The sequence below is a fragment of the Streptomyces sp. NPDC059906 genome (assembly GCF_042730645.1).
Classification (GTDB): Bacteria; Actinomycetota; Actinomycetes; order Streptomycetales; family Streptomycetaceae; genus Streptomyces; species Streptomyces rubrogriseus.
Genome location: NZ_JBHWKU010000001.1, coordinates 244971 through 269277, shown reverse-complemented (window position 1 = coordinate 269277; position 24307 = coordinate 244971). Strand labels below are relative to the sequence as shown.

Annotated in this window: 21 protein-coding genes, 1 pseudogene and 1 riboswitch; of the genes and pseudogenes, 15 read left to right on the top strand and 7 right to left on the bottom strand. The window is 71.8% G+C overall.

The features are described 5' to 3' along the window. Window positions 1-131 precede the first annotated feature (131 nt). The 7 genes from ACFV9J_RS01290 to rarD all read left to right on the top strand — a co-directional run bounded on the left by ACFV9J_RS01290 (window position 132) and on the right by rarD (window position 9371). The gene (locus ACFV9J_RS01290) at window positions 132-1358 is read left to right on the top strand and encodes a sensor histidine kinase (RefSeq protein ID WP_385348073.1); all 1227 of its coding nucleotides are present in this window, start codon (window positions 132-134) and stop codon (window positions 1356-1358) included. Between the two features lie 113 nt (window positions 1359-1471). Further along, entirely contained in the window at window positions 1472-2839 is a 1368-nt protein-coding gene (locus ACFV9J_RS01285; RefSeq protein ID WP_385348070.1) for a sensor histidine kinase, read from the top strand. A 346-nt stretch (window positions 2840-3185) separates the two neighbouring features. After that, a complete protein-coding gene (locus ACFV9J_RS01280; protein WP_275898184.1) occupies window positions 3186-3845 on the top strand; it encodes a response regulator transcription factor in 660 nt (219 codons plus the stop codon). A gap of 300 nt (window positions 3846-4145) precedes the next feature. Next, window positions 4146-6083 carry a 2-oxoacid:acceptor oxidoreductase subunit alpha gene (locus ACFV9J_RS01275; protein WP_385348067.1) on the top strand — a complete coding sequence of 646 codons (1938 nt, stop codon included), beginning with the start codon at window positions 4146-4148 and terminating at the stop codon, window positions 6081-6083. Next, the gene (locus ACFV9J_RS01270; RefSeq protein WP_385348064.1) at window positions 6076-7134 is read left to right on the top strand and encodes a 2-oxoacid:ferredoxin oxidoreductase subunit beta; all 1059 of its coding nucleotides are present in this window, start codon (window positions 6076-6078) and stop codon (window positions 7132-7134) included. The genes ACFV9J_RS01275 and ACFV9J_RS01270 overlap by 8 nt, the downstream gene beginning before the upstream one ends. Before the next feature lie 165 nt (window positions 7135-7299). Then, window positions 7300-8154 carry an SDR family oxidoreductase gene (locus tag ACFV9J_RS01265; protein ID WP_385348061.1) on the top strand — a complete coding sequence of 285 codons (855 nt, stop codon included), beginning with the start codon at window positions 7300-7302 and terminating at the stop codon, window positions 8152-8154. Window positions 8155-8327: 173 nt separating this feature from the next. Next, the gene (gene rarD, locus ACFV9J_RS01260) at window positions 8328-9371 is read left to right on the top strand and encodes an EamA family transporter RarD (protein WP_385348058.1); all 1044 of its coding nucleotides are present in this window, start codon (window positions 8328-8330) and stop codon (window positions 9369-9371) included. A gap of 23 nt (window positions 9372-9394) precedes the next feature. Here rarD and ACFV9J_RS01255 read toward each other — a convergent pair whose 3' ends face one another. Then, window positions 9395-9967: a CGNR zinc finger domain-containing protein gene (locus ACFV9J_RS01255; protein WP_385348858.1), complete on the bottom strand. Its 573-nt coding sequence runs from the start codon at window positions 9965-9967 to the stop codon at window positions 9395-9397. Between the two features lie 123 nt (window positions 9968-10090). Here ACFV9J_RS01255 and ACFV9J_RS01250 point away from each other — a divergent pair, with 123 nt between their 5' ends. Both ACFV9J_RS01250 and ACFV9J_RS01245 read left to right on the top strand, forming a co-directional pair. Next, window positions 10091-10561 carry a VOC family protein gene (locus ACFV9J_RS01250; RefSeq protein WP_385348054.1) on the top strand — a complete coding sequence of 157 codons (471 nt, stop codon included), beginning with the start codon at window positions 10091-10093 and terminating at the stop codon, window positions 10559-10561. Window positions 10562-10745: 184 nt separating this feature from the next. Further along, window positions 10746-11714, top strand: a complete 969-nt coding sequence (locus ACFV9J_RS01245) for a M28 family metallopeptidase (RefSeq protein ID WP_385348051.1) — start codon at window positions 10746-10748, stop codon at window positions 11712-11714. A gap of 36 nt (window positions 11715-11750) precedes the next feature. On the opposite strand, the gene ACFV9J_RS01240 is transcribed toward ACFV9J_RS01245, so the two are convergent. Further along, a complete protein-coding gene (locus ACFV9J_RS01240) occupies window positions 11751-13178 on the bottom strand; it encodes a tetratricopeptide repeat protein (protein WP_385348048.1) in 1428 nt (475 codons plus the stop codon). A gap of 156 nt (window positions 13179-13334) precedes the next feature. Between ACFV9J_RS01240 and ACFV9J_RS01235 the strand changes: the two are divergent. Next, window positions 13335-13454, top strand: a pseudogene (locus ACFV9J_RS01235) (flavodoxin); the annotation flags it as partial. 83 nt (window positions 13455-13537) lie between these two features. On the opposite strand, the gene ACFV9J_RS01230 reads toward ACFV9J_RS01235, so the two are convergent. From ACFV9J_RS01230 to ACFV9J_RS01215, 4 genes are all read right to left on the bottom strand, one after another. Continuing rightward, window positions 13538-14482, bottom strand: coding sequence for an ABC transporter permease (locus tag ACFV9J_RS01230; protein ID WP_385348045.1), 945 nt, complete (start codon window positions 14480-14482; stop codon window positions 13538-13540). Further along, window positions 14469-15500, bottom strand: coding sequence for an ABC transporter ATP-binding protein (locus ACFV9J_RS01225; protein ID WP_385348043.1), 1032 nt, complete (start codon window positions 15498-15500; stop codon window positions 14469-14471). The genes ACFV9J_RS01230 and ACFV9J_RS01225 overlap by 14 nt, the downstream gene beginning before the upstream one ends. 53 nt (window positions 15501-15553) lie before the next feature. After that, window positions 15554-16801 (bottom strand): outer membrane lipoprotein carrier protein LolA, encoded by a 1248-nt coding sequence (locus tag ACFV9J_RS01220; protein ID WP_385348041.1) that lies wholly within the window; start codon window positions 16799-16801, stop codon window positions 15554-15556. A gap of 258 nt (window positions 16802-17059) precedes the next feature. Then, entirely contained in the window at window positions 17060-18070 is a 1011-nt protein-coding gene (locus ACFV9J_RS01215; RefSeq protein WP_385348037.1) for a polyprenyl synthetase family protein, read from the bottom strand. A 680-nt stretch (window positions 18071-18750) separates the two neighbouring features. After that, window positions 18751-18919: riboswitch (cyclic di-AMP (ydaO/yuaA leader) on the top strand. Window positions 18920-18923: 4 nt separating this feature from the next. On the opposite strand from ACFV9J_RS01215, the gene ACFV9J_RS01210 reads away from it, so the two are divergent. Next, on the top strand, window positions 18924-19424 hold the full coding sequence (locus ACFV9J_RS01210; RefSeq protein ID WP_385348034.1) for a transglycosylase SLT domain-containing protein: 501 nt from the start codon (window positions 18924-18926) through the stop codon (window positions 19422-19424). A gap of 23 nt (window positions 19425-19447) precedes the next feature. Here ACFV9J_RS01210 and ACFV9J_RS01205 read toward each other — a convergent pair whose 3' ends face one another. Beyond that, the gene (locus ACFV9J_RS01205; protein WP_385348031.1) at window positions 19448-20257 is read right to left on the bottom strand and encodes an HAD family hydrolase; all 810 of its coding nucleotides are present in this window, start codon (window positions 20255-20257) and stop codon (window positions 19448-19450) included. 365 nt (window positions 20258-20622) lie between these two features. Here ACFV9J_RS01205 and fahA point away from each other — a divergent pair, with 365 nt between their 5' ends. The 4 genes from fahA (at window position 20623) to ACFV9J_RS01185 (ending at window position 24294) form a co-directional block, all read left to right on the top strand. Next, window positions 20623-21915 (top strand): fumarylacetoacetase, encoded by a 1293-nt coding sequence (gene fahA, locus ACFV9J_RS01200; protein ID WP_385348028.1) that lies wholly within the window; start codon window positions 20623-20625, stop codon window positions 21913-21915. A gap of 200 nt (window positions 21916-22115) precedes the next feature. Next, window positions 22116-23054: a M56 family metallopeptidase gene (locus ACFV9J_RS01195; protein WP_385348025.1), complete on the top strand. Its 939-nt coding sequence runs from the start codon at window positions 22116-22118 to the stop codon at window positions 23052-23054. A 181-nt stretch (window positions 23055-23235) separates the two neighbouring features. Continuing rightward, window positions 23236-24024 (top strand): GntR family transcriptional regulator, encoded by a 789-nt coding sequence (locus ACFV9J_RS01190; protein WP_385348022.1) that lies wholly within the window; start codon window positions 23236-23238, stop codon window positions 24022-24024. A 42-nt stretch (window positions 24025-24066) separates the two neighbouring features. After that, a complete protein-coding gene (locus ACFV9J_RS01185) occupies window positions 24067-24294 on the top strand; it encodes a ferredoxin family protein (RefSeq protein ID WP_030145386.1) in 228 nt (75 codons plus the stop codon). Window positions 24295-24307: the final 13 nt, after the last annotated feature.

Genomic DNA, 24307 nt, shown 5'->3' with positions numbered 1-24307 from the left:
GAGTCTAGAGCCTGATAAAGAGACGGTAAGCAGCCCGTCGCCCCTCGGGACGCGGGGGTGGGGTTTTCCTCAGTGGATCCCGGCGGTCCACCTCATGGCGCGGCGTCGCGCCGCACGGCACGCTGACGTGTATGACCGAACGCCTCTCGACATCCAGCCTCGCCGGGACCACCGGCGCAGCGGCCGGCGACCGCCTGCCGCCGGCCCGTTTCGCCTACGACCGGCACACCTGGAAGGAGATCGCCCACCTGCTGGCGAATTTCCCGGCGGCGCTGCTCGGCTTCACCTACGTGGTCACGATGCTGTCCGTCGGCGTCGGATTGACGGTCACGGTGATCGGGCTCCCGCTGCTGGCGGCCGGCCTGCTGGGCGCGCGGCAGCTGGGCAAGCTGGAGCGGGCGCGGACCAGAGCGCTGCTCGGGGTGCGGGTGGACGAGCCGAGCCCGCTGCCGTTGCGGAGCGGGCGCGGCTTCTTCGCGCAGTTGTGGATGTCGTTGAAGGACCCGGTGGGCTGGCGCACGGTCCTGTACGCGTTCATCCGGTTCCCCTGGGGCGTCGCCACTTTCGTCGTCACCCTGACGTCGTTGTTCGTGCTGTGGCCCGTGCTGCCGTTCATAGCGCGCGGCCTGGCCAACGCCGACCGGGCGATGGTGCGGGGGCTGCTGTCCCCGTCCGACGAGCTGGAGCGGCGCATCGCCGAGCTGGAGTCGGACCGAGGGGTCGTGGTCGACACGGCCGCCGCGGACCTGCGGCGCATCGAGCGCGACCTGCACGACGGGGCACAGGCCCGCCTGGTCAACCTCGCCATGGGTCTCGGCCTGGCGAAGGAGAAGCTCCTGGAGGACCCCGACGCGGCGGCGGCCATGGTCGACGAGGCGCACGGCGAGGTGAAGCTGGCCCTGCAGGAGCTGCGGGACCTGGCCCGGGGCATCCACCCCGCGGTCCTGACCGACCGCGGCCTGGACGCGGCGCTCTCCTCGGTCGCCTCCCGCTGCACCGTGCCGGTCAAGGTGACCGCCGACCTGGCGGAACGCCCCGCGGCCGCCATCGAGGGCATCGCCTACTTCACCGTCTCGGAGCTGCTCCAGAACGTGAGCAAGCACAGTGGGGCGAGTTCGGCCTCCGTGGAGGTGTGGCGGTCGTCCGACCGGCTGCTCATACAGGTGGCGGACAACGGCCACGGCGGCGCGCGCCTCGACGGTGGTACGGGGATGAAGGGCCTCGCCGACCGGCTGTCCGCCGTCGACGGCCTCTTCGTCGTCGATTCGCCGGAGGGGGGCCCGACCACGATCACGGCCGAGCTGCCGTGGCGGGACCGTACGGAGGCCGACGCGGCCGGCTCGCGCCCCAGGGGGTAGGGAAAACCCCACTCCGCAGACGCCGACGGGCTCCATGGGCCGAGACGCTGCGGTCGAGGAGGGTGGAGTTACGACAGCACAGCCGTAGCGCGACGAGGAGAGGGACGGCACCGATGGCCACGGAATACGGACAGGGTTACGGGCTCGGGAGCGGGTCCGGCTTCCCGGGGCACACCGGTGAGCGGCGCCACCGGCTGCCGGCGGGGCTGCGGGCACCGTTCGAGGCGCGCAGCTGGCGGGAGTTCGGCTATGTCCTGGTGGGTCTGCCGGTCGGCATCCTGCTCTTCACGTACGCCGTGACGATGGTGTCGCTGGGGGCGGGCCTGCTGGTGACGTTCCTGGGGGTGCCGGTGCTGGCGGCCGCCCTCGCCGGATGCAGGGGCTTCGGGGCGATGGAGCGGGCGCGGGCCCGTGCCCTGCTGGGCCTGCGGGTCTCCGAGCCGGAGCCGCTGCGGCTGAAGAAGCGGGGCGCGATGGGCTGGATGGGCGCCGTGCTCAAGAGCGGCGCCTCCTGGCGGAGCCTGCTGTACGCGGTGCTGCAGTTCCCGTGGTCGGTGTTCTCGTTCGTCGTCGCCGTGAACGTCTGGGCGTTCGGGTGGGCGATGCTGACGTACCCGCTGTGGTTCTGGGTGTTCCCGATGTACGCGGGCCAGGACGGGCTCCAGCTGTACGGCGACGAGACGCACCGGGTCTACCTGGACAACCCCTTCGAGATCGCCGTGACCGCGCTGGTCGGTCTGCTGTTCACGCTGGCGACGCCGTGGCTGGTGCGGGCGCTGACGACGGTGGACCGGGTCATGGTGCACGGGCTGCTCGGACCGTCGCGGCTGGCGACGCGGGTCGTGGAGCTGGAGTCCGACCGGGGGGTCGTGGTCGACACGGCCGCCGCGGACCTGCGGCGCATCGAGCGCGACCTGCACGACGGGGCACAGGCCCGCCTGGTCAACCTCGCCATGGACCTGGGTCTGGCCAAGGAGAAGCTGAAGGAGGACCCCGGGGCCGCGGCCGTCATGGTCGGCGAAGCGCACGGTGAAGTGAAGACGGCGCTCCAGGAGCTGCGGGACCTGGCCCGGGGCATCCACCCCGCGGTCCTGACCGACCGCGGCCTGGACGCGGCGCTCTCCTCGGTCGCCTCCCGCTGCACCGTGCCGGTGCGGGTGGAGGTCGACCTGGCGGAGCGGCCGGCCTCGGCGATCGAGGGCATCGCCTACTTCACCGTCTCTGAGCTGCTCCAGAACGTCAGCAAGCACGCGCGGGCCACGTCGGCCGCCGTGGAGGTGTGGCGGGTGGAGAACCGGCTGATGCTCCAGGTCGTGGACAACGGCGTGGGCGGCGCCGACGCGTCGGCCGGATCCGGGCTGGCCGGTCTGGCGGAGCGGCTGGACGCGGTGGACGGGATCCTCGTGGTGGACTCGCCGGCCGGAGGCCCGACCCGGATCACGGCGGAGCTGCCCTGGCGGAACGAGCCGCTCACCGGCTGACCGGCACAGCGGCGGCGGCCCGGCGCGGTGACGGGCAACCGGCACCGTGACGGGCAACCGGCACCGTGACGGGCAACCGGCACCGTGGCGGGGAACCGGCCGTCGAGAACCGGCCATCGGGTGGCCGAACCTGGACCGATACCAGGACCAATGCCCGGACCCGTACCGGGACCTATGCCGGGATCGGTACCCGGGACTTCCCGTTCTCTTCCCGTTGCCCTTGGGCATCCGGCCTCCGATGCTGGGATGCTGGACCTGTCGCACGGACGGTTCGTGGACGCGGCGCGTGCCGCGCGGGCCGTGAGGTGCACGGGGCTGTGGGGGGCCGAGGATCGTGGAGGACAGGGTGCGGGTGGTCATCGCCGAGGATTCAGTGCTGCTCCGAGAGGGGCTGACCCGGTTGCTGACCGACCGCGGGCACGAGGTCGTGGCCGGTGTCGGCGACGGTGAGGCACTGGTCAAGACCATCACCGAGCTGGACGCGCAGGGCGAGCTGCCGGACGTCGTGGTGGCGGACGTACGGATGCCGCCGACGCACACCGACGAGGGGGTGCGGGCCTCGGTGCGGCTGCGCAAGGCGCATCCCGGTCTCGGCGTGCTGGTGCTGTCCCAGTACGTGGAGGAGCGCTACGCGACGGAGTTGCTGGCCGGTTCCAGTCGGGGCGTGGGCTATCTGCTCAAGGACCGGGTGGCCGAGGTGCGGGAGTTCGTGGACGCGGTGGTGCGGGTGGCACAGGGCGGTACGGCGCTGGACCCGGAGGTGGTCGCGCAGCTGCTCGGGCGCAGCCGCAAGCAGGACGTCCTCGCCGGGCTCACCCCGCGTGAGCGGGAGGTGCTGGGGCTCATGGCCGAGGGACGGACGAACTCGGCGATCGCCCGGCAGCTCGTCGTGAGCGACGGGGCCGTCGAGAAGCACGTCAGCAACATCTTCATGAAGCTGGGGCTGTCCCCGAGCGACGGTGATCACCGCAGGGTGCTGGCCGTACTGACCTATCTCAATTCCTGACATCGGCGGCCCACGCCTCGGAAGCACCGGTCCGACCCGGTCCGACCCGGCCGGGCCGGGCCCGGTCCGGCCACGGGAACGCTCATCCGGACGAATGAGAAACCGGAGGACGGGCGGGGTGCGTCCTCACCGGTGCCAGGGCGGGAAAACCTTGGGATTCCAGGGCTGTGGGCCATCTCGAAGTCGTGTCCATCATGCGAATGTCCACCGGAAGTCACGGCACGCGGACGTAGGGTTGATCCTGGGACGGTCGGTGGGAGACCAGTCCCCGGACAGCCGTCCCGAGGGAGGTCCAGTTAAGTGACCAGCCAGGTCAGCAGCCCAGCGGAGCAGGCCGACGGAACCGACGAGACCGTCGTGGGAGCACAGCGCAAACCGGTTGCGGCGAAGGACGTCCGCCGGCTGGACCGGGTGATCATCAGGTTCGCGGGGGACTCCGGCGACGGGATGCAGCTCACCGGTGACCGTTTCACCTCGGAGACGGCGTCGTTCGGCAATGATCTGTCGACGCTGCCGAACTTCCCGGCCGAGATCCGGGCACCCGCCGGGACCCTGCCGGGCGTCTCGTCGTTCCAGCTGCACTTCGCCGACCACGACATCCTCACGCCGGGCGACGCCCCCAACGTGCTGGTGGCGATGAACCCGGCCGCGTTGAAGGCGAACGTGGGCGACCTGCCACGCGGCGCGGAGATCATCGTCAACACCGACGAGTTCACCAGGCGGGCGATGCAGAAGGTCGGCTACGACACTTCTCCGCTGGAGGACGGTTCCCTCGACGGGTACCACCTGCATCCGGTCCCGTTGACCACGCTGACCGTCCAGGCGCTCACGGAGTTCGACCTCAGCCGCAAGGAGGCCGAGCGCAGCAAGAACATGTTCGCGCTCGGGCTGCTGTCGTGGATGTATCACCGGCCCACCGAGGGCACGGAGAAGTTCCTGAGGTCGAAGTTCGCGAAGAAGCCGGAGATCGCCGCCGCGAACATCGCGGCCTACCGTGCGGGCTGGAACTTCGGTGAGACCACGGAGGACTTCGCGGTCTCCTACGAGGTGGCGCCGGCGGCGACGGCGTTCCCGCCCGGCACCTACCGCAACATCTCCGGGAACCTGGCCCTGGCCTACGGCCTGATCGCCGCGTCCCGGCAGGCGGACCTGCCGCTCTTCCTGGGCTCCTACCCCATCACCCCGGCCTCCGACATCCTGCACGAGCTGTCCCGTCACAAGAACTTCGGGGTGCGCACCTTCCAGGCGGAGGACGAGATCGCCGGGATCGGCGCGGCGCTGGGTGCGGCCTTCGGCGGGTCGCTGGCGGTGACCACCACCTCGGGTCCGGGGGTGGCGCTGAAGTCGGAGACGATCGGGCTCGCGGTGAGTCTGGAGCTGCCGCTGCTGGTGGTGGACATCCAGCGCGGTGGTCCCTCCACCGGTCTGCCGACCAAGACGGAGCAGGCCGATCTGCTGCAGGCGATGTACGGGCGCAACGGTGAGGCGCCGGTCCCGGTCGTCGCCCCGCGCACTGCGGCCGACTGCTTCGACGCCGCCCTGGAGGCGGCCCGGATCGCGCTGACCTACCGCACTCCGGTCTTCCTGCTCTCCGACGGCTATCTCGCCAACGGCTCGGAGCCGTGGCGGATTCCCGAGCCGGACGAACTGCCGGACCTGAGCGTGCAGTTCGCGCGGGGCCCCAACCACACCCTGGACGACGGCAGCGAGGTGTTCTGGCCCTACAAACGCGACCCGCACACCCTGGCCCGCCCCTGGGCGGTGCCGGGCACACCCGGCCTGGAGCACCGGATCGGCGGGATCGAGAAGCAGGATGGCACCGGGAACATCTCCTACGACCCGGCCAACCACGACTTCATGGTCCGCACCCGCCAGGCCAAGATCGACGGCATCGAGGTGCCCGACCTGGAGGTCGACGACCCGGACGGCGCGCGGACGCTGGTCCTGGGCTGGGGCTCGACGTACGGGCCCATCACCGCCGCGGTGCGCCGGCTGCGTACCGCCGGGCAGGAGATCGCCCAGGCCCACCTGCGGCACCTCAACCCCTTCCCGTCCAACCTCGGCGCCGTCCTCTCCCGGTACGACAAGGTCGTGGTCCCGGAGATGAACCTCGGTCAGCTCGCCACCCTGATCCGGGCGACCTACCTGGTCGACGCCCGCTCCTACAACCAGGTCAACGGCATGCCGTTCAAGGCGGAACAGCTCGCCACGGTCCTGAAGGAGGCCATCGATGACTGACGCGGGCGCACTGCTCCAGCTCGTCCCCAAGGCCGAGGGCAAGCAGTCCATGAAGGACTTCAAGTCCGACCAGGAAGTGCGCTGGTGTCCCGGCTGCGGCGACTACGCCATCCTCGCCGCCGTGCAGGGCTTCATGCCCCAGCTCGGACTGGCGAAGGAGAACATCGTCTTCGTCTCCGGCATCGGCTGCTCCTCCCGCTTCCCGTACTACATGAACACGTACGGGATGCATTCCATCCACGGCCGCGCTCCCGCCATCGCCACCGGCCTCGCCTCCTCCCGCCGCGACCTGTCGGTGTGGGTCGTCACCGGGGACGGCGACGCGCTCTCCATCGGCGGCAACCACCTCATCCACGCCCTGCGCCGCAACGTCAACCTCAAGATCCTGCTGTTCAACAACCGGATCTACGGCCTGACCAAGGGCCAGTACTCCCCCACCTCCGAGGTCGGGAAGATCACCAAGTCGACCCCGATGGGCTCGCTCGACGCGCCCTTCAACCCCGTCTCCCTGGCCCTGGGCGCGGAGGCGTCCTTCGTCGCGCGGACCGTCGACTCCGACCGCAAGCACCTCACCGAGGTACTGCGCCAGGCCGCCGAGCACCCCGGCACGGCCCTGATCGAGATCTACCAGAACTGCAACATCTTCAACGACGGCGCCTTCGACGCCCTCAAGGACAAGCAACAGGCCGAGGAAGCGGTCATCCGCCTGGAACACGGCCAACCGATCCGCTTCGGCGCCGACAACACCAAGGGCGTCGTACGGGACCCGCAAACCGGTGACCTGGACATCGTCACCGTCACCGCGGACAACGAGGCAGACGTCCTCATCCACGATGCCCACGCCACGTCCCCGACCACGGCCTTCGCGCTCTCCCGCCTCGCCGACCCCGACACCCTGCACCACACCCCGATCGGCGTCCTGCGCTCGGTCGAGCGGCCGGTCTACGACACCCTCATGTCCGAACAGCTCGACACCGCCGTCGAGAGAGACGGCAAGGGCGACCTCGCCGCGTTGCTGGCCGGCAACGACACCTGGACGGTCGTCGGCTGACGAACCAGCCGCCGCACGGCACGCCAGAGGGGCCCGGACGACTTCCGTCCGGGCCCCTCTCGATTACCTACAGGTAAGTACCTTACTTCAAAGTGGGCACTTTCCTCTGGTTAGCGTAGCTCCTAGGGTTAGTGGCAACGCACCCCCACAAGGAGCACTGAAACCATGAGCATCGTCGTCACCGGAGCCACCGGACACCTCGGCCGCCACGTCGTGCGGCAGCTGCTGGACAAGGTGCCGGCCGACCAGGTCACCGCGGTCGTCCGGAACCGCGACAAGGCCGCCGACCTCGCCGACCTCGGGGTACGGCTCGCTGTCGCCGACTACAACTCCCCCGAGACCTTCGACGCCCTGTTCGCGGCCGGCGACCGGGTCCTGTTGATCTCCGGCAACGAGTTCGACAAGGGCCGCGTACGGCAGCACACGGTCGTGATCGAGGCGGCGAAGAAGGCCGGCGTCGCCCTGCTCGCCTACACCAGCGCCCCCAGCAGTCTCAAGGCCGCGCTCGCCGACGACCACCGCTCCACCGAGGAGGTGCTGGTCGGCTCGGGCGTGCCGTACACGCTGCTGCGCAACGGCTGGTACCACGAGAACTACACCGAGCAGCTCGCCCCGGTCCTGGAGCACGGCGCCGTCCTCCAGGCGGCGGGCGAGGGCCGGATCTCCTCCGCCTCCCGCGCCGACTACGCGGCCGCCGCCGTCGCCGTACTGACCGGCGAGGGCCACGAGAACACCGCGTACGAGCTGGGCGGCGACGAGGCCTGGAGCTTCGCCGAGTACGCAGCCGAGCTGAGCCGGCAGACGGGCAGGGAGATCGTCTACAAGCCCGTCTCCGTCGAGGACTACGCCGCCGTCCTCGCCCAGGCCGGGGTGCCCGAGCCGATGCCCGGGATCCTCGCGGGCGTGGAGGCCGGCATCGAGAAGGGCGAGCTGATCGTCTCCACCGGCGACCTGTCCCGGCTGGCCGGCCGCCCGACGACACCGCTCGCCGAGGCCGTCGCCGTCGCGCTCAAGGGCTGACCTCCACCCTCCCCGGACCCCGGCGCCTCCCCGGACCCCGGCCCCTCCCTGCCCCACCCCGCGTGTCATGACCGTATGCCGATACGGGCATGACACGCGGCCGGGTGCGGCGCTACCTTCGTCCTGGCATGCCACCCCGTCCCCGGCATGCCGTGTGCGAGAAGGAGGTGCCCGTGGCCGGGTCGTCCAGGAGTGATCAGCGAGTAGGCCTGCTGAACGGCTTCGCGGCGTACGGGATGTGGGGGCTCGTCCCGCTGTTCTGGCCGCTGCTCAAGCCCGCCGGGGCCGGGGAGATCCTCGCCCACCGGATGGTGTGGTCCCTCGCCTTCGTCGCCGTCGCCCTGCTCTTCGTACGGCGCTGGGCCTGGGCCGGCGAGCTGCTGCGGCAGCCGCGCAGGCTCGCCCTGGTCGCGGTGGCCGCCGCGGTCATCACCGTCAACTGGGGCGTCTACATCTGGGCCGTGAACAGCGGCCATGTCGTCGAGGCCTCGCTCGGCTACTTCATCAACCCGCTGGTCACCATCGCGATGGGCGTGCTGCTGCTCAAGGAGCGGCTGCGGCCCGCGCAGTGGGCGGCGGTCGGCACCGGCTTCGCGGCCGTGCTCGTGCTCGCCGTCGGCTACGGCCAGCCGCCGTGGATCTCGCTCTGCCTCGCCTTCTCCTTCGCCACGTACGGACTGGTGAAGAAGAAGGTCAACCTCGGTGGTGTCGAGTCGCTGGCCGCCGAGACGGCGATCCAGTTCCTTCCGGCGCTCGGCTACCTGCTGTGGCTGGGCACGCAGGGCGAGTCGACCTTCACCACGGAGGGCGCCGGGCACTCGGCCCTGCTCGCCGCGACCGGCGTCGTCACGGCGATCCCGCTGGTCTGCTTCGGCGCGGCGGCGATCCGCGTGCCGCTGTCCACGCTGGGGCTGCTGCAGTACCTGGCGCCGGTCTTCCAGTTCCTGCTCGGCGTCCTCTACTTCGGCGAGGCCATGCCGCCCGAGCGCTGGGCCGGCTTCGGGCTGGTCTGGCTGGCGCTGACGCTGCTCACCTGGGACGCGTTGCGCACGGCCCGCCGGACCGCACGGGCGCTGAGGCAACAACTGGACCGGGCGGGCGCGGGCGTACCGCCGCTCAAGGGGGCCGCCGACGCACCGCCACCACCACAGCAGCAGCAGCAGCAGCAGCAGCAGCAGCAGCAGCAGCAGCACGGAACCAGGGCCGGGAAGCCGTAGCAACCCCTTCGTACGCTCCCGGGTCAGCGCGTGTCGGGTGCTCGCCGGGCGCGGTGCGCGCGGACCTTCTCCCGGTTTCCGCAGTGCTCCATCGCGCACCAGCGGCGGCGGCCGGGCCGTGAGGTGTCGACGAACAGCAGGAAGCAGTTGTCGGCACCGCACTCCCGGATGCGGTCCGCGTACGGGCCGGTGAACAGCTCGATCGCGTCGCGCGCGACCGTCGACAGCAGGCGGGACCCCGTGGCACCCGGTGCCCAGCCGCGCGTGCCGTCCGGTTCGAGACGGGTGACGAGCGGGGGTTCGGCCGCGGCGGCGTTGACGGCCTCCAGGTGATCTCGCCGCAGCGGCCGTCCATGGGCGCGGTCGGCGGCGAGGAGGAAGAGGGCGTCGCGCAGGACCCTGGTCCGTGCCACGTCCGCCCGGTCCACGGACAGGTCCAGCCCGTCCGCCAGTCGGCTGCGCTCGACGAAGGTCATCAGGTCGGCGGGCTCGTGCAGCACCTCCCAGCGCGCGAAGGCCCCCGGCCCTCCCGTCGTCAGCAGTTCGAGGCAGAGCGCACCCGGGTCGAAGCGGTACGACCTGCCCTCGTGCGACACCAGTGTCAGCCCGGGGGGACGGGGACGGTCCGCGGCCGCGGCCGGCTTCGACTGTCGCGGAGATTCCGGCGATTCAGGTGTTTCCGCTACCCGCTCGCTCATGAAACCAGTATAAGTGGTTACATGACATCGACCTCAAGGCCCGCTCCCCTGCACATCAAGATCGTCATCGATGCGGCCGCCCCGCACGCGCAGGCGGACTTCTGGGCCTCGGCCCTCCACTACGAGGTGGAGGACAACAGCGCGCTCATCGAGAAACTGCTGGGCTTCGGGGCGGTGCCGGCGGAGCTGACCGTCGAGTCCCACGGCCGCCGCGCCTGGCGCGACCTGGCCGCCGTACGCCACCCCGACGACCCCTTCCAGGAGGAGAGCGGTACCGGACTGGGACGCCGACTGCTGTTCCAGCGCGTACCGGAGGCCAAGACCGTCAAGAACCGGGTCCACCTCGACGTGCACGCGCCGGACGGCGGGCGCGAGGAGGAGGTCGCCCGGCTCCAGGAACTGGGAGCGAGCGTGCAGCGGCAGGTGAAGGAGCCGGGCGGGGAATGGGTGGTGATGACGGACCCCGAGGGGAACGAGTTCTGCGTCCACTAGGACCGACACAGGGCCGGACCTGGGCCGAACCCGCCGGGGCGCGACCTGAGGGCTTCCGCTATGTGCGATGCCGTGGCCGGATAGCGGTCTTGACGGGCGGTCAGTCCCGCCCGCACCATCCAGGCACCCCATTCACTGCGGGGTCCCCTCCCCAGGGACCTCCTAGGACTTCGGAGCCCCCCACATGCAGCTCCTCCTTTCCGGGCGCGCACTGACGGCCGGAGCCGTCGCCGTCGCCACGCTGATGGCCGGCGGCTCCGCCGCCGGTGCGGCGTCCGCACCCGTGCACCCCGCCGCCCCCACCGGCACTGCCGCTGCCGCGCCCGACATACCGATAGCCAACGTCAAGGCCCATCTGGCGCAACTGCAGTCGATCGCCACGGCGAACGGCGGCAACCGCGCCCACGGCCGCGCCGGCTACCGGGCCTCCCTCGACTACGTGAAGGCCAAGCTGGACGCCGCCGGTTTCACCACCCGCGTCCAGCAGTTCAGCGCCTCGGGCCGCACCGGGTACAACCTGACAGCCGACTGGCCCGGCGGCGACCCGAGTCAGGTTGTCATGGCCGGGTCACATCTGGACAGTGTCGCCTCCGGGCCCGGCATCAACGACAACGGCTCCGGCTCCTCGGCCGTCCTGGAGACCGCGCTCGCCGTCGCCCGGTCCGGCTACCAGCCCACGAAGCACCTGCGCTTCGCCTGGTGGGGCGCGGAGGAGCTGGGACTCGTCGGCTCCCGCTACTACGTCAACAGCCTCGGCTCCGCGGAACGCGCGAAGATCAGCGGCTACCTGAACTTCGACATGATCGGCTCGCCCAACCCCGGTTACTTCGTCTACGACGACGATCCCACGATCGAGAAGACGTTCAAGGACTACTTCACCGGTATCGGCATCTCCACGGAGATCGAGACCGAGGGCGACGGACGCTCCGACCACGCCCCCTTCAAGAACGCGGGCGTCCCCGTGGGCGGCCTCTTCAGCGGCGCGGACTACCGCAAGACGTCCGCGCAGGCGGCCAAGTGGGGCGGCACCGTGGGCCAGCCCTTCGACCGCTGCTACCACTCGTCCTGCGACACGACCGCCAACATCGACGACACGGCCCTGGACCGCAACAGCGACGCCATCGCCTACGCGGTCTGGGAACTGTCGCAGTAGGGCGAGCGTCCCCGCGCGGGCACCGACCGGCCGACGTCAGCCGGCCTGGGCGCGGGCGCGTTCGGTGAGGCGGCCCATGCGGGTGCGGGCGGACTCCAGTTCCTCGGCGTCCTCGGCGGCCGGGCCGTCCTCGGCGGCGAGTTCGGACCACAGGTCTACCAGGTCGTTCCCCAGTTCCAGGCCCCGTGCGGGGTCGCGTACGGCGCGCCAGGCGGTCGCGGCGCTCTGGACGTTGCCGTACGCGGCTTCGGCGTCGCCCGAGCGCCGGTGTATCCGGGCCAGGTCGAGGGAGAGCTGGAAGGCACGGTCTGGGTCGCCGGACAAGTAGGCGATGTACGCGGTGAGTTCACGGAGCCGGAGCACCTCGGCGTGCTCCGGCCCGAGCGTGCGCGAGGCCTCCGTCACCGTCTGCTCCGCCAGCCGCGCCGCGGCCTCCGTACGTCCCTCCTTGACGGCCTCGTTGATCCGGGACGTCGGCTCCGCGAGCAGGGCCGGGGTGGTGGCGTCGCCGGGCGCGGTGAGCGGCGCGTCCCCGAGTACGGCCTCGGCCACGGCGTCGAAGCCGCGGGCGGGAGTGGGCTTGGGGTCGGGGTCGGAGTTGGAGTCGGAGTACGGATCGAGGACCGACTTGGGAACGGGGGCAGGAGCGGGCGCGGGCGTGGGGGCGGGAACGGGGCTGGGGGCGGGAGCGGGCGCGGCTTCCGGCTCAGGCTTCGGCTCAAGAACCGGCTCGGAGACCGGCTCGGAGACCGGCTCGGGCGCCGGTGTCGGCTCCGGTGCGGCGAAGGGGCCGAACGTCGGTCGCGGCCCCGCGTCCCGCGCGGAGCCGGTCGTGGACGCACCGTCCATGCGGGGCGGCGGCCCGAACGCACCCGTCGGCGGCGCCACCGTGCCGGGCGGCGTCGCCCGGTCCGGCTCCGGCAGGGCGCGCAGCGTGAAGGTCGGCGCGGAGGCGCTGCCGGACCGCTCCCGCTCCGTCCCTGGCACCGCCGGCAGCGGGAACGTCGGCGTGCCGTCCCGGGCCGGTACCACCGAGCGCAGGACGTGCGTGGGCCGGTCGTGCCGTGCGGGCGCCTCGACGGGAGCCTGCACGGGTACCTCCTCGGGCGCCCCCTCGGGCGCCCCCTCGCGCGCCTCCGCCGGTGCCGTCGGCACCGGGTCCGCGGCGAGGTGGCTCGAGCCGTCCGGGTCGACCCGGAGGGGGACGGAGTAGCCGATGCGCCGGTCGTGGATCGTGGCGAGGACGGGACGACCGGCGGCGAGGGCGAGGCGGTGGAGGCGGTTCAGGACGGCGTTCTGGATCTCCTCGCCCGGGGCCGCGACGACCCGCGAACCGTCGACCGAGGCGCCGCGTGCGCCCCAGTCGCCGTCCGGCACGTGGACGTCGATCGGCGTCGTCGCGGGACCGGGCGAGCCCTCGGCGCGCTCGTGTACCCGCTGCTTGTCGCGGCCGAGTCGAGACATCGTTCCCCCACTCATCGGCGGCTTCCGTCGGAGGTTTCCGTTCCCTGCCGTCCAGAGCCTGTCATGCCTGTCGTGCACCTGCTTCGAGTCTCTCCGCTCGCTCCCGATTCTCACGTCACCGGGGTGTCACAGGCTCGTTCCAGGAGGTCACGCCGCGCCCGTCCCGCCGCAGACCAACTGCCCGCGGGCGTCGAGCAGCGCTGGATCGACCTGGCCCGGCACCCCTTGCCGGAGTTCGAGGACCTGCGGCACGACAGCGACCACACGCGCCCCACTCGCCTCGCCGCTGTAGGTGACGTCCTGCGGGACACGGAGGCGCTGGTCCGCGCCAAGACCTGCTTCGCAGGCGGCCGCCGCGGCTACGCGGTGATGTCCTTCGTCGTGAACCGGGCCCAGGCCGCCGAGCCGAAGATCGCCGCGTAGAGGGCCTGGAGACCGAGGTTCTTCACCAGGTCGTCCCAGTAGACCGGTTCGCGCATCACGTCGGCGAAGGAGAGCCAGTAGTGCGAGAAGAAGTACGGCTGGAGGGCGTCGAGCTGGGGGATCTGGTCGAGGATCTGGACGGTGATCAGCAGTCCTACCGTGGTGGCCATCGCCGCGATGCCGCTGCCCGTCAGGGTGGAGACGAACAGGCCGAGAGCGGCGATACCGACGAGTGAGGCGGCCACGACCAGGGCGATCAGCAGCGCCCGCCCCAGCCCCTCGGCGTAGGTGATCCGGGTGCCCGAGATGGTGGTCAGGTCGCCGACCGGGAACAGCAGCGCGCCGACCGCCAGCGCCGAGACCGCGACCACCAGGGTGGCGGCGAGGCAGAAGGCGACCACCGTCGCGTACTTGGTGAGCAGCAGCCGGGAGCGGCCGGCCGGGGCGACCAGGAGGTAGCGGAGCGTGCCCGCGCTCGACTCGCCCGCGATCGCGTCGCCCGCGACGACGCCGATGGCCATCGGCAGGAAGAACGGGAGGGTCGCGGCGAGCGCGGTGAAGACCAGGAACAGCCCGTTGTTGCTGATCTGCGAGATGAACGCCGGTCCCTCGCCACCACCGCCACCCCCGCCGAGCGAGGACCCGTCGCTCGTCTCGATCTTCACCGCGATGCCCACCAGGACCGGCACGGCGGCGAGCACGGCCAGCAGGGCCAGGGTGCGCCAGCGCCGGAAGGTGGTCAGCAGTTCGCTGCGGAACAGCCCGAGGGACCACAGCGGACTCGGGGTCCGCGCGGCACCTGGGCCCGGGTGCGCACCCGTGCTCCGCGCCCCGCCCGCAGACTCCCCCACCGGCTCGTCCCGCACCTCAGCCCGCGACATCGAAACCCTCCCCGGTCAGCGCCACGAACGCGTCCTCCAACGAGGCCCGTTCCACGACGAAGCCCCGGACCCGGACGCGGGCCGCGACCAGCGCCGCGTTCACCTCGGCGAGGTCGCGCTCCGGTGGCTCCGACGTCACCCGCTCCCCGTCGACGACCACGTCCGCGGCCCCCTGCTCCTTCAGCACCCGGGCGGCGTCGCCCGCGTCCGGCGTCGTCACCACCAGTCGGCCACGGGCCCCGGCCGCCAGGTCGGCGACCGCGCCCTGGGTGAGCAGCCGGCCCTGTGCCATCACGGCGGCGTGGGTGCACACCTGCTCGATCTCGTCCAGCAGGTGGGAGGAGAGGAAGACGGTGGTGCCGTCGGAGGCCAGTTCGCGCACGAGGGTGCGGATCTCGCGCATGCCCTGCGGGTCGAGTCCGTTGGTGGGCTCGTCCAGGACGAGCAGCCGGCGCGGCTGGAGCAGCGCCGCGGCGAGACCCAGCCGCTGCTTCATCCCGAGCGAGTACGCCTTCGCCTTCTTGCCGCCGGCGGCCGCGAGGCCCACCCGGTCCAGCGCCGCCGCGACGCGCTCCCGCCGGGTGCGCGGGTCGGCGGTGGGGTCGGCGGCGTCGTAGCGCAGCAGGTTGTCCCGGCCGGAGAGGAAGCCGTACAGGGCCGGGCCCTCGATGAGGGCGCCGACCCGGGGCAGTACGGCGCGGGCCGCGCGCGGCATGGGCCGGCCGAGGACCCGGGCGCTGCCCGAGGTGGGTTCGATCAGCCCCATCAGCATGCGGATGGTGGTGGTCTTGCCGGAGCCGTTGGGCCCGAGGAAGCCGAAGACACTGCCCGCCGGGACGGTCAGGTCCAGACCGTCGACGGCGAGTTGTCCGCCGCGGTAGCGCTTGGTGAGCGCGCGGGTGGCGATGACGGCGTCATCCGCGCTCTCCCGGCCCGGCGCCCGGACCGGCGCCCGGACCGGCTCCCGGACCGGCTCCCGGTCCGGGCGCTCCGGCTCCGCTGCGGACGCTTCGGCCATCGGCTCCCTCTTCTCGTCCTCTTCGCCGTACGGGTGGAGGTGCTGCGCGGGTCCTACTTCGCGGCGTCGGCCGCCTTCACCAGCGCGTCCTTGGTGACCGCACCGGCGTAGACCTTGCCGTCGTCCGTGATCAGGGCGTTGACCAGGCGGGTCTTGAAGACCGTGCCCGAGCCGAAGTCGCCCTTGACCTGGTCGCCGAAGGAGCCGAGGAAGCCGCCGAGGCCGCCGAGGTCGCCGCCCGCGGAGGCCGTGGGCAGGCCGCCCTGGGCGCCGGTGTCGAAGGCGGCGACCGAGTTCCAGCCCTCGCCGATGACCTTGAGGCCGTCCATCCCCTTGGCCAGCTCGCCCTCGGCCCCGCGCCCGTGCTCCTGGGCCCCGGCCCGCTCACCGGCCTCGTCGGCCTCGGTGACCTTGGCCCCCTCGGGCGGCGTGAAGTCGAACGTCGACGCGTCCGGCTTGGCGAAGCTGACCTTGGTGAAGCCCACGTCCACGACGGCGGCGCCACCGCTCGCCGGGGTCAGGGTGAACTTCAGCGGCGTGCCGGTCTCGGCGTCCACCGCCACGGTGATCGCACCGACCGTGGATCCGTCCTGCTTGGGCTCGACGACCAGGCGGTAGGCGTCCCGGCCGGCCACCTGCGCGGTACCGCCGACGGTCACGGACGTGGTGTCGTCGACCGCCTTGAGCGCCTGGTCGGCGAAGTCCTTCGGGGTGGCCGGCACGTCCTGGCCCGGCACGTCCTTCCCCGGCCGCTCGGCGCCGTCGGCGGCGGTGGAGTGGTAGACCTCGTTGGACCGGCTGTCGTAGCCCCAGACGTCCTTGCCGTTGTGGATCAGGCTGTACTCGGCGGCGTTCTCCAGCAGGGACAGCTTCTGCCGGTCGGGGCCGTCGGCCGCGACGCGCAGCGTGTGGCTGCCGGACACCAGCTCGGTGAGCTTGGCCGAGGGGTCGGCGGCGGAGCCCTCGCCGTCCCCGCCGGAGCCCGGCCCTCCGGACATTCCGGACATCAAGCCGCTCTCCAGCCCGCCGAGGTCCGGCAGACCCAGGTCGGTGTTGATGCGCACCGTGCCGGACAGCTGCTGGACGTCCGACTTGGCGATCTTCTCTATGAGCTGCTCCGCCGTGACCTTCGGCAGGTCGGGGTCGCCGGAGTCGGCGAGCGCGGGGACGAGCCCGATCGTCGCGGCCGCCACTCCCATCACCGCGACCGGGACGACGTACCGCGCGGCCTTGCGCCGTCCGGCGCGCAGCTCCTCGCCCGCCCCGGCGGTCGTGTTGTCGTCGGAATCGATCGGTGCCATGTGTGCCCTACCTCCGTCGTCGGCGGCGGCTGTCTCGCGACCTCGCACTCGTTCACCCGTGAGCCGCCATTCTCACCCGAATCGGTGAGGATTGGTGTTTTTCCGTGGTGTCCATCTGACCAAATCGCCGGAGCACAAGCGTCAGACCGCGGGCTCAACTCCGCCTACTCCTGCGGGATGACACGCAGGGGTGCCGGCTCCCCCGGCCCGTAGGGGGCGACGCGGACCACATAGGCGGCGACGGACCGCGGAGGGCGGTCAGCCGGCCCGGTGGACCACCGCGTCGCACAGCTCCACCAGCGCGGCCTTCGCGTCGCACTCGCGCAGCGGGGCCAGCGCAGCCCGGGCCTCCTCCGCGTACCGGACGGTGTCCCGGCGGGCCTGCTCCAGCGCGGGGTGGGCGCGCAGCAGGCGCAGCGCCTCGGCGTGCCGCGCGTCGTCGCTCAGGTCGGAGTCGAGCAGCTCGCACAGCGCGAGGTCCTCGGCGAGCCCCAGCCGGGCCGCCCGCTCGCGCAGCCGCAGGACGGGCAGGGTGGGGATGCCCTCGCGCAGGTCCGTGCCGGGCGTCTTGCCGGACTCGTCGGAGTCGGAGGCGATGTCCAGGACGTCGTCCGCGAGCTGGAAGGCGACGCCGAGCCGCTCGCCGTACTGGGTGAGGACGTCCACCACCGTCTCGTCAGCGCCGGACATCATCGCGCCGAACCGGCAGGAGACCGCCACCAGGGAGCCCGTCTTGCCGCCCAGCACGTCCAGGTAGTGGTCGACCGGGTCGCGGCCGTCCTGCGGGCCGGCCGTCTCCAGGATCTGGCCGGTGACCAGCCGTTCGAAGGCGAGGGCCTGGACGCGGACCGCCTCGGGGCCGAGGTCGGCGAGGATCTGGGAGGCGCGGGCGAACAGGAAGTCGCCGGTGAGGACGGCGACCGAGTTGTCCCAGCGGGTGTTCGCGCTGGGCACCCCGCGCCGCACGGCGGCCTCGTCCATCACGTCGTCGTGGTACAGCGTGGCGAGGTGGGTCAGCTCCACGACCACGGCCGAGGGCACGATCCCGGGGGCGTAGCGGTCTCCGAACTGGGCCGAGAGCATCACCAGCAGCGGCCGGAACCGTTTCCCGCCGGCCCGCACCAGGTGCTGGGCGGCCTCCGTGATGAACGGCACCTCGCTTTTGGTTGCCTCAAGCAACCCTTCCTCGACAGCAACCAATCCGGCCTGGACATCGGCTTCCAGAGCCTGGTCCCGCACGCTCAGCCCGAACGGCCCGACGACGGTCACGAGGGGTCTCCTGTCTGCTGGTGTCTACTGGCGATTACCTGGTTTGTCGATAGGTCGCTGCCACCACTCAAGTCAGCGTATCCGGTCACGTTTCGATCACCGCTAGCGCCCACCGTTACAGGCTGGTCGGTATCGGATCATGAACGGTATGTTTTTGATCAGGTGATATGAGCAGATTTTGATTGATATCGCCAGAGGGGACGAGCCGGAGCCGGAGGGCGAACGGGCCGGAGCCGCCACCGAAGATCCCATCACTCCTCCCAACGGCCCGCACTTCCAGAACGTCACCCGATCGAGACGCCCGCCCCCTCCTTGCTTCCACCCCTTCTCCACCCCCTCCCCTCCCCCGCTTCCCACCCCTCCCCGCTCGACACCCGAAGCCGTCCCCACCCGCGGCCGGTTGGCTCCCAGTTGGGGTTAATGCCCCATTTGCCGTGCTTGTTGAAGCCAGTGAGTTGGCTCACTCCGGGCAACCTGCGGGCAACCCGGCCGGAACCTGTGCCCTCCCTTTGCCCCGCAAGCCAGTTGGGGATTGGCAGCAGCAAAGGATCAAGAGCCTCATAGGCCTCAGAACAAGGTCAACAGGCACGTTGGGTGATTCCTGCACTTGTTCCGGACATGTGCTCTCGCATACGTTCCCGGCCTGTCGGGTGGACGCCGAATCCTGCCACCGCCCGTCGCACAGTCATCCACCCAACAAACTCGCAGGCAGGAGCGGGGGACCCAGGTAAGTCGCCGCACCGGTCACCACCGGAGCGGCTCGGGGTGAAGCCGTACCCGTCAGGGCACGGCCGGGCACCTCCCCGCCCGAACCCGACAGCTCACCTCGTAGGCGTAAGGAGAGGGACACCGCATGTCTGCCAACGGTCAGAACCGTCACGCCCGCACCAGCCGCCTCGCCCGCAAGCTCGCCGTGGCCGGCACCGGTGCCGCGGTGCTCGCGCTGCCACTCATCGGCGCCACCACCGCCTCCGCGGCCACCCCGGCCGCCGCCACGACCGCCACGACCGCCACCACGGCGGCCACGGCCTACCCGGACAACCTCGACGGCTGGATCCGCGAGTCGCTCGACATCATGGCCCAGCACGGCATCCCCGGGACCTACGAGGGCATTCACCGCAACATCATGCGTGAGTCCTCCGGCAACCCGCTCGCCATCAACAACTGGGACATCAACGCCATCAACGGCACCCCGTCCAAGGGTCTGCTCCAGGTGATCGACCCGACCTTCCAGGCGTACCACGTGCCCGGCACCTCCTGGGACCCGTACGACCCGGTCGCCAACATCACCGCCGCCTGCAACTACGCGGCCGACCGCTACGGCTCGATGGACAACGTCTTCAGCGCGTACTGAGCCGTACGCCCCCCGAACCTCGCCTAAGAGGTACCGAAGATCCGCTCGAGGACGACGGCCACGCCGTCGTCCTCGTTCGTCGTGGTGACCTCGTCGGCCACCGCCTTGAGTTCGGGATGGGCGCCGGCCATGGCGACACCGTGGGCCGCCCACTGGAACATCGGGATGTCGTTGGGCATGTCCCCGAAGGCGATCGTCCGCCGCCGCTCCAGGCCCAGGTGCTCGGCGGCCAGCGCCAGACCGGTGGCCTTGGTGATGCCGCAGGGCTGGAGCTCCACCGTGCCGGGCCCCGACATGGTGACCGTCGCGAGGGAACCGACCACCGCGCGCGCCGTCGCCGCCAGTTCGTCGTCGGTCAGCTCGGGGTGGCGCAGCAGCACCTTGCTGATCGGCGTGGACCACAGCTGCGCACGCCGCTCGACGCGCACCGCGGGCAGTGTCGGGTGGGGCATCAGGTAGCCCGGCTCGATGAGCGTCAGCCCGTCGACGCCGTCCTGGTCCACGGCCGCGTACACCTGGCCCACCTCGGCCTCGATCTTGCCGAGCGCGGTCTCGGCCAGCTCCCGGTCCAGGGTGACCGACCACAGCATCCGGTGCGCGCCGGCGTCGTACACCTGCGCGCCCTGTCCGCACACCGCGAGCCCCGTGCGGCCGAGCCGGTCGAGCAGGGGGCGCACCCGGGGTGCCGGCCGCCCCGTCACCACCAGGTGCCGCGCCCCGGCCCCGGCGGCCCCCGCCAGCGCGGCCAGCGACCGGTCGGAGACGGTGTCGTCGCCTCGGAGCAGCGTGCCGTCCAGGTCGGTGGCGACGAGTGAATACGCGGTGCGGTCCATGATCAGAGAATACGGACACCGCACCCGTCCGACTCACCCGTGACCGCTTCCGAACGAGGGCGTAGCGAGTGCGTTCGAACCCGCACGGGGTTGCCCGAGGACGCCCGATGATGTCCGAATCCTGACACATCATCGGCTAAAGCCGGTTCAGGGCCTGTGTCCCGGTTGGCAGCGACATGGCACGCCAACCACCCGCAGGCGCCAAGATCGCGTCCCGGGCCCCGCCGCCTTCGGTCGCACTGCCCAACAGCGGCACGTCACCCGTAACGTGTGGCCCGACCACGTGTCACGCGACGCACACCGATCACGTGGCGCACACGGCGCGCACGGCGCACATGGCGAGCACGAAAGCGAGGCAGCATCCGATGCCCCCCTTCGATGTCCCCGAGGGCAACCCCTTCGGCCCGCACAACCTTCCGTACGGCGTGTTCTCGATCCCCGGCTCGCTCGACCGGACGGACCGGACGGACCGGATGAACAGGACAGACCGTTCGGACCGGATGGACCGGACGGTGGGCGTCCGGCTGGGCGATCACGTCCTCGACGCGGGGGCGGCGGCCCACGCGCTCGGCTCGCCGTACGCGGCCCTCCTCGCGCAGCCCACCCTCAACCCGCTGCTGGCGGCCGGGCGCACGGCGTGGTCGGACGTGCGGCGCGCGCTGACGGCGTGGGTGACGGTCCCCTCCCACCGCGAGGCCCTGGAGCCGTTCTTCCACCCGCTGTCGTCGGTGACCCTGCACCTGCCCTTCGAGGTCGCCGACTACGTCGACTTCTACGCCTCCGAGAACCACGCCCGCAACGTCGGCCAGATCTTCCGCCCCGACGCCGCCGACTCCCTCACCCCGAACTGGAAGCACCTCCCGATCGGCTACCACGGCCGCTCCGGCACGGTCGTCGTCTCGGGCACGGACGTCGTGCGCCCGTCGGGGCAGCGCAAGGCCCCGGCCGACGCCGCACCCGTCTTCGGCCCGTCCGTCCGGCTCGACATCGAGGCGGAGGTCGGCTTCGTGGTGGGTGTGCCGTCCGAGCTGGGCAGTCCGGTCGCGCTCGGCGACTTCCGCGAGCACGTCTTCGGGCTCTGCCTGCTCAACGACTGGTCCGCGCGGGACGTCCAGGCCTGGGAGTACGTCCCCCTCGGTCCGTTCCTCGGCAAGTCCTTCACCACGTCGGTGTCGGCGTGGATCACCCCGCTGGACGCGCTGGAGGAGGCCCGGGTGGCGCCGCCCGAGCGCACGCACGAGCTGCTGCCCTACCTGGACGACACGGACCCCGACCAGGACGACCGCGGCGGCTACGACCTGCGGATCTCCGTCGCCGTCAACGGCCACGTCGTCTCCGAGCCGCCGTTCTCCACCATGTACTGGACGGCCGCCCAGCAGTTGGCCCACATGACGGTCAACGGAGCCTCGCTGCGCACCGGCGACCTCTACGGCTCGGGCACGGTGAGCGGGCCCACCGAGCGGGAGCGGGGGTCGCTGCTCGAACTGACCTGGAACGGCCGCGACCCGCTGGAACTCCCCGACGGCAAGCGGACGTTCCTGGAGGACGGCGACGTGGTGACCCTGTCGGCCTGGGCCCCGGGACCGGACGGTGTCCGGGTGGGACTGGGAGAGGTGACCGGGCGAGTAGCCGGCCGGGGGGCCGGGCAGGGCGCCTGACGCTACGTCCGACGGAACGCGGGGCCTGAACGTCCTAGGTCCGTACGCCCAGGTTCCGGAACCGGTGTCCGACGACACCTGACTCACACCGCCCGGCCCCGTCATACTGGCGTCGGGCGGTGTGCGCGCACGGCCCGGCCAGCACCACCCCTGTACAGCCAGAGCCGCCCATCCTTCGACCAGGATCCGGAGCCAGTGGCATGACCGTCTGCCTGCTCCTGCTGTTCGTCGTCGCCGTGACCGCCGCGGTGCCGGTGCCCCGCGCGCTGACCCGTTCCGCGTGGCCCGAGCGGGATCCCGTGGTCGGGCTGTGGGTGTGGCAGTGCCTGGTCGCGACGGTGCTGCTGTGCTGCCTGACGGCACTCACCCTCGGCGCCACCGCCGTCTTCGGGACCGTCCGCGCCCAGCTCTTCGCCCCGGCGCCGCCCGCGGTGACCGCGGCGTACAACCTCTCCGCCGGCCCGGTCTGGGCGGCCGCGCTCACCCTGCTGCTGGCGGCCGGCGCCGCCTGGACGACCGCGATGCTCGCCCGCGAGCTGGTCGAGGCCCGCCGTCGGCGCACCCGGTCCCGCGCCCACCTGCGCGAGCGCGCCCCCGACCTGCCCGCCGGGCTCCCGGCGGCCCGTGGTCCGCTGCTGGTCCTGGAGGACGAGTACCCGGACGCCTGGTGGATGCCCGGCAGCCCGCCCCAGCTGATCGTCACCACCGGCGCCCTGCACCGTCTCACCGACCATCAGCTGGACGCCGTCCTCACCCACGAGCGCGGCCATGCCCGGGCCCGCCACGACTGGCTGCTGCACCTGTCGACCGCCCTGGCCACCGGTTTCCCGAGCGTGCCGCTCTTCGCCCACTTCTGCGACCAGACCCACCGGCTGGTCGAGCTCTCGGCCGACGACACCGCCTCCCGCCGCTGCGGCCACCTGACCACCGCGCTGGCCCTGATCGAGCTGAACCAGCACCGCGGCGTCCTCTCCTGCGCCTCCAGCCACCGCCTCCTCGGCGAACGCGTCGACCGCCTCCTGGAACCCCGCCCTCGCCTGCCCCGCCGCCACCGGGCCCTGACCACGGCAACGGCTGCCCTGGTCCCGCTCATCCCCCTCCTCATCACCTTCGCCCCGGGCCTGACCGCCCTGGCCTAGCCGCACCCACCCCCACGACCAGGCCCACCCCGCGCACGCCGGTACACGCCGGCACACCCCGGTGGCAGAACTCCCCCGCCCGCCGCGGAAAGCCCAGCTCACCCCCACAACCGGCAGAGCCCCCGGTGGCGCAACATTCCAGCAACACCACTAATCCGACCGGATAGGTATGGTTCCAGCCATGCCGCCCACCGACCGCATCCGAGACCACGCCGGCCAGGGCGCGACCACCGTCGCCGCCCACCGCACGCGGCGCCGGCTGCGCGCCGACCGGGCCCGTCAACTCGCCGATCTGCTCCGCCGCCAACTCCTCGACGACGCCTTCCCCGACGGCACCCTTCCCCACGAGGACACCCTCGCCGCCGACTACGACACCACCCGCAACACCGTCCGCCAGGCGCTCGACCTACTGCGCGCCGAAGGCCTCGTGGCCCGGCAGCCCGGCATCGGCACGGTGGTCGTGGCCCGCAAGTACGCCCACGGGCTGGACCGCCTGATGGGCCTCGCGGAGACCCTGCACGAACACGGCCGCGTCACCAACGAGGTCCGCACCACGGTCCCCGTCCCGGCGCCCGCCCCGGTCGCCGAACGCCTCCGCGTCCCACCCGGCGTCGACGTCCTCTACATCGAGCGCCTGCGCCGCCTGAACGGCGTCCCCCTCTCCCTGGACCTCACCTACCTCCCCCTCGACATCGGCACCGCCCTGCTCGGCGCCGACCTGGAGAACACCGACGTCTTCCGGCTCCTGGAATCCGTCACCGGACAGCCCCTCGGCCACGCCGAGATCACCCTGGAGGCCGTCACCGCCGACGCGCACTCCGCCGCCGTGCTGGAGGCCCCGCGCGGCACGGCGGTCCTCATGCTGGAACGGCTCACCCATCTCGCGGACGGCCGCCCCGTCGACCTGGAGTTCGTCCGCTTCCGCGGCGACCGCATCGCGATGAGCGGCCTGCTGCACCGTTCCCTGTAGTCCCCCTCATCCCCTTTTCGCGCACCCTCCCTGGAGACAGCCATGCCTTTGGCGCCCCAGCGGGCCGACGTGCCCGTGACCATCGACGAGTCGAAGTGCATCGAAGGCTGCACGCTCTGCGTGGACATGTGCCCGCTGGACTCCCTCGCCATCGACGAGCGCAACGGCAAGGCGTACATGCACGTCGACGAGTGCTGGTACTGCGGCCCGTGCGCCGCCCGCTGCCCCACCGGGGCGGTCACGGTCAACATGCCCTACCTGCTCCGGTGAGAGGCCGACTCCG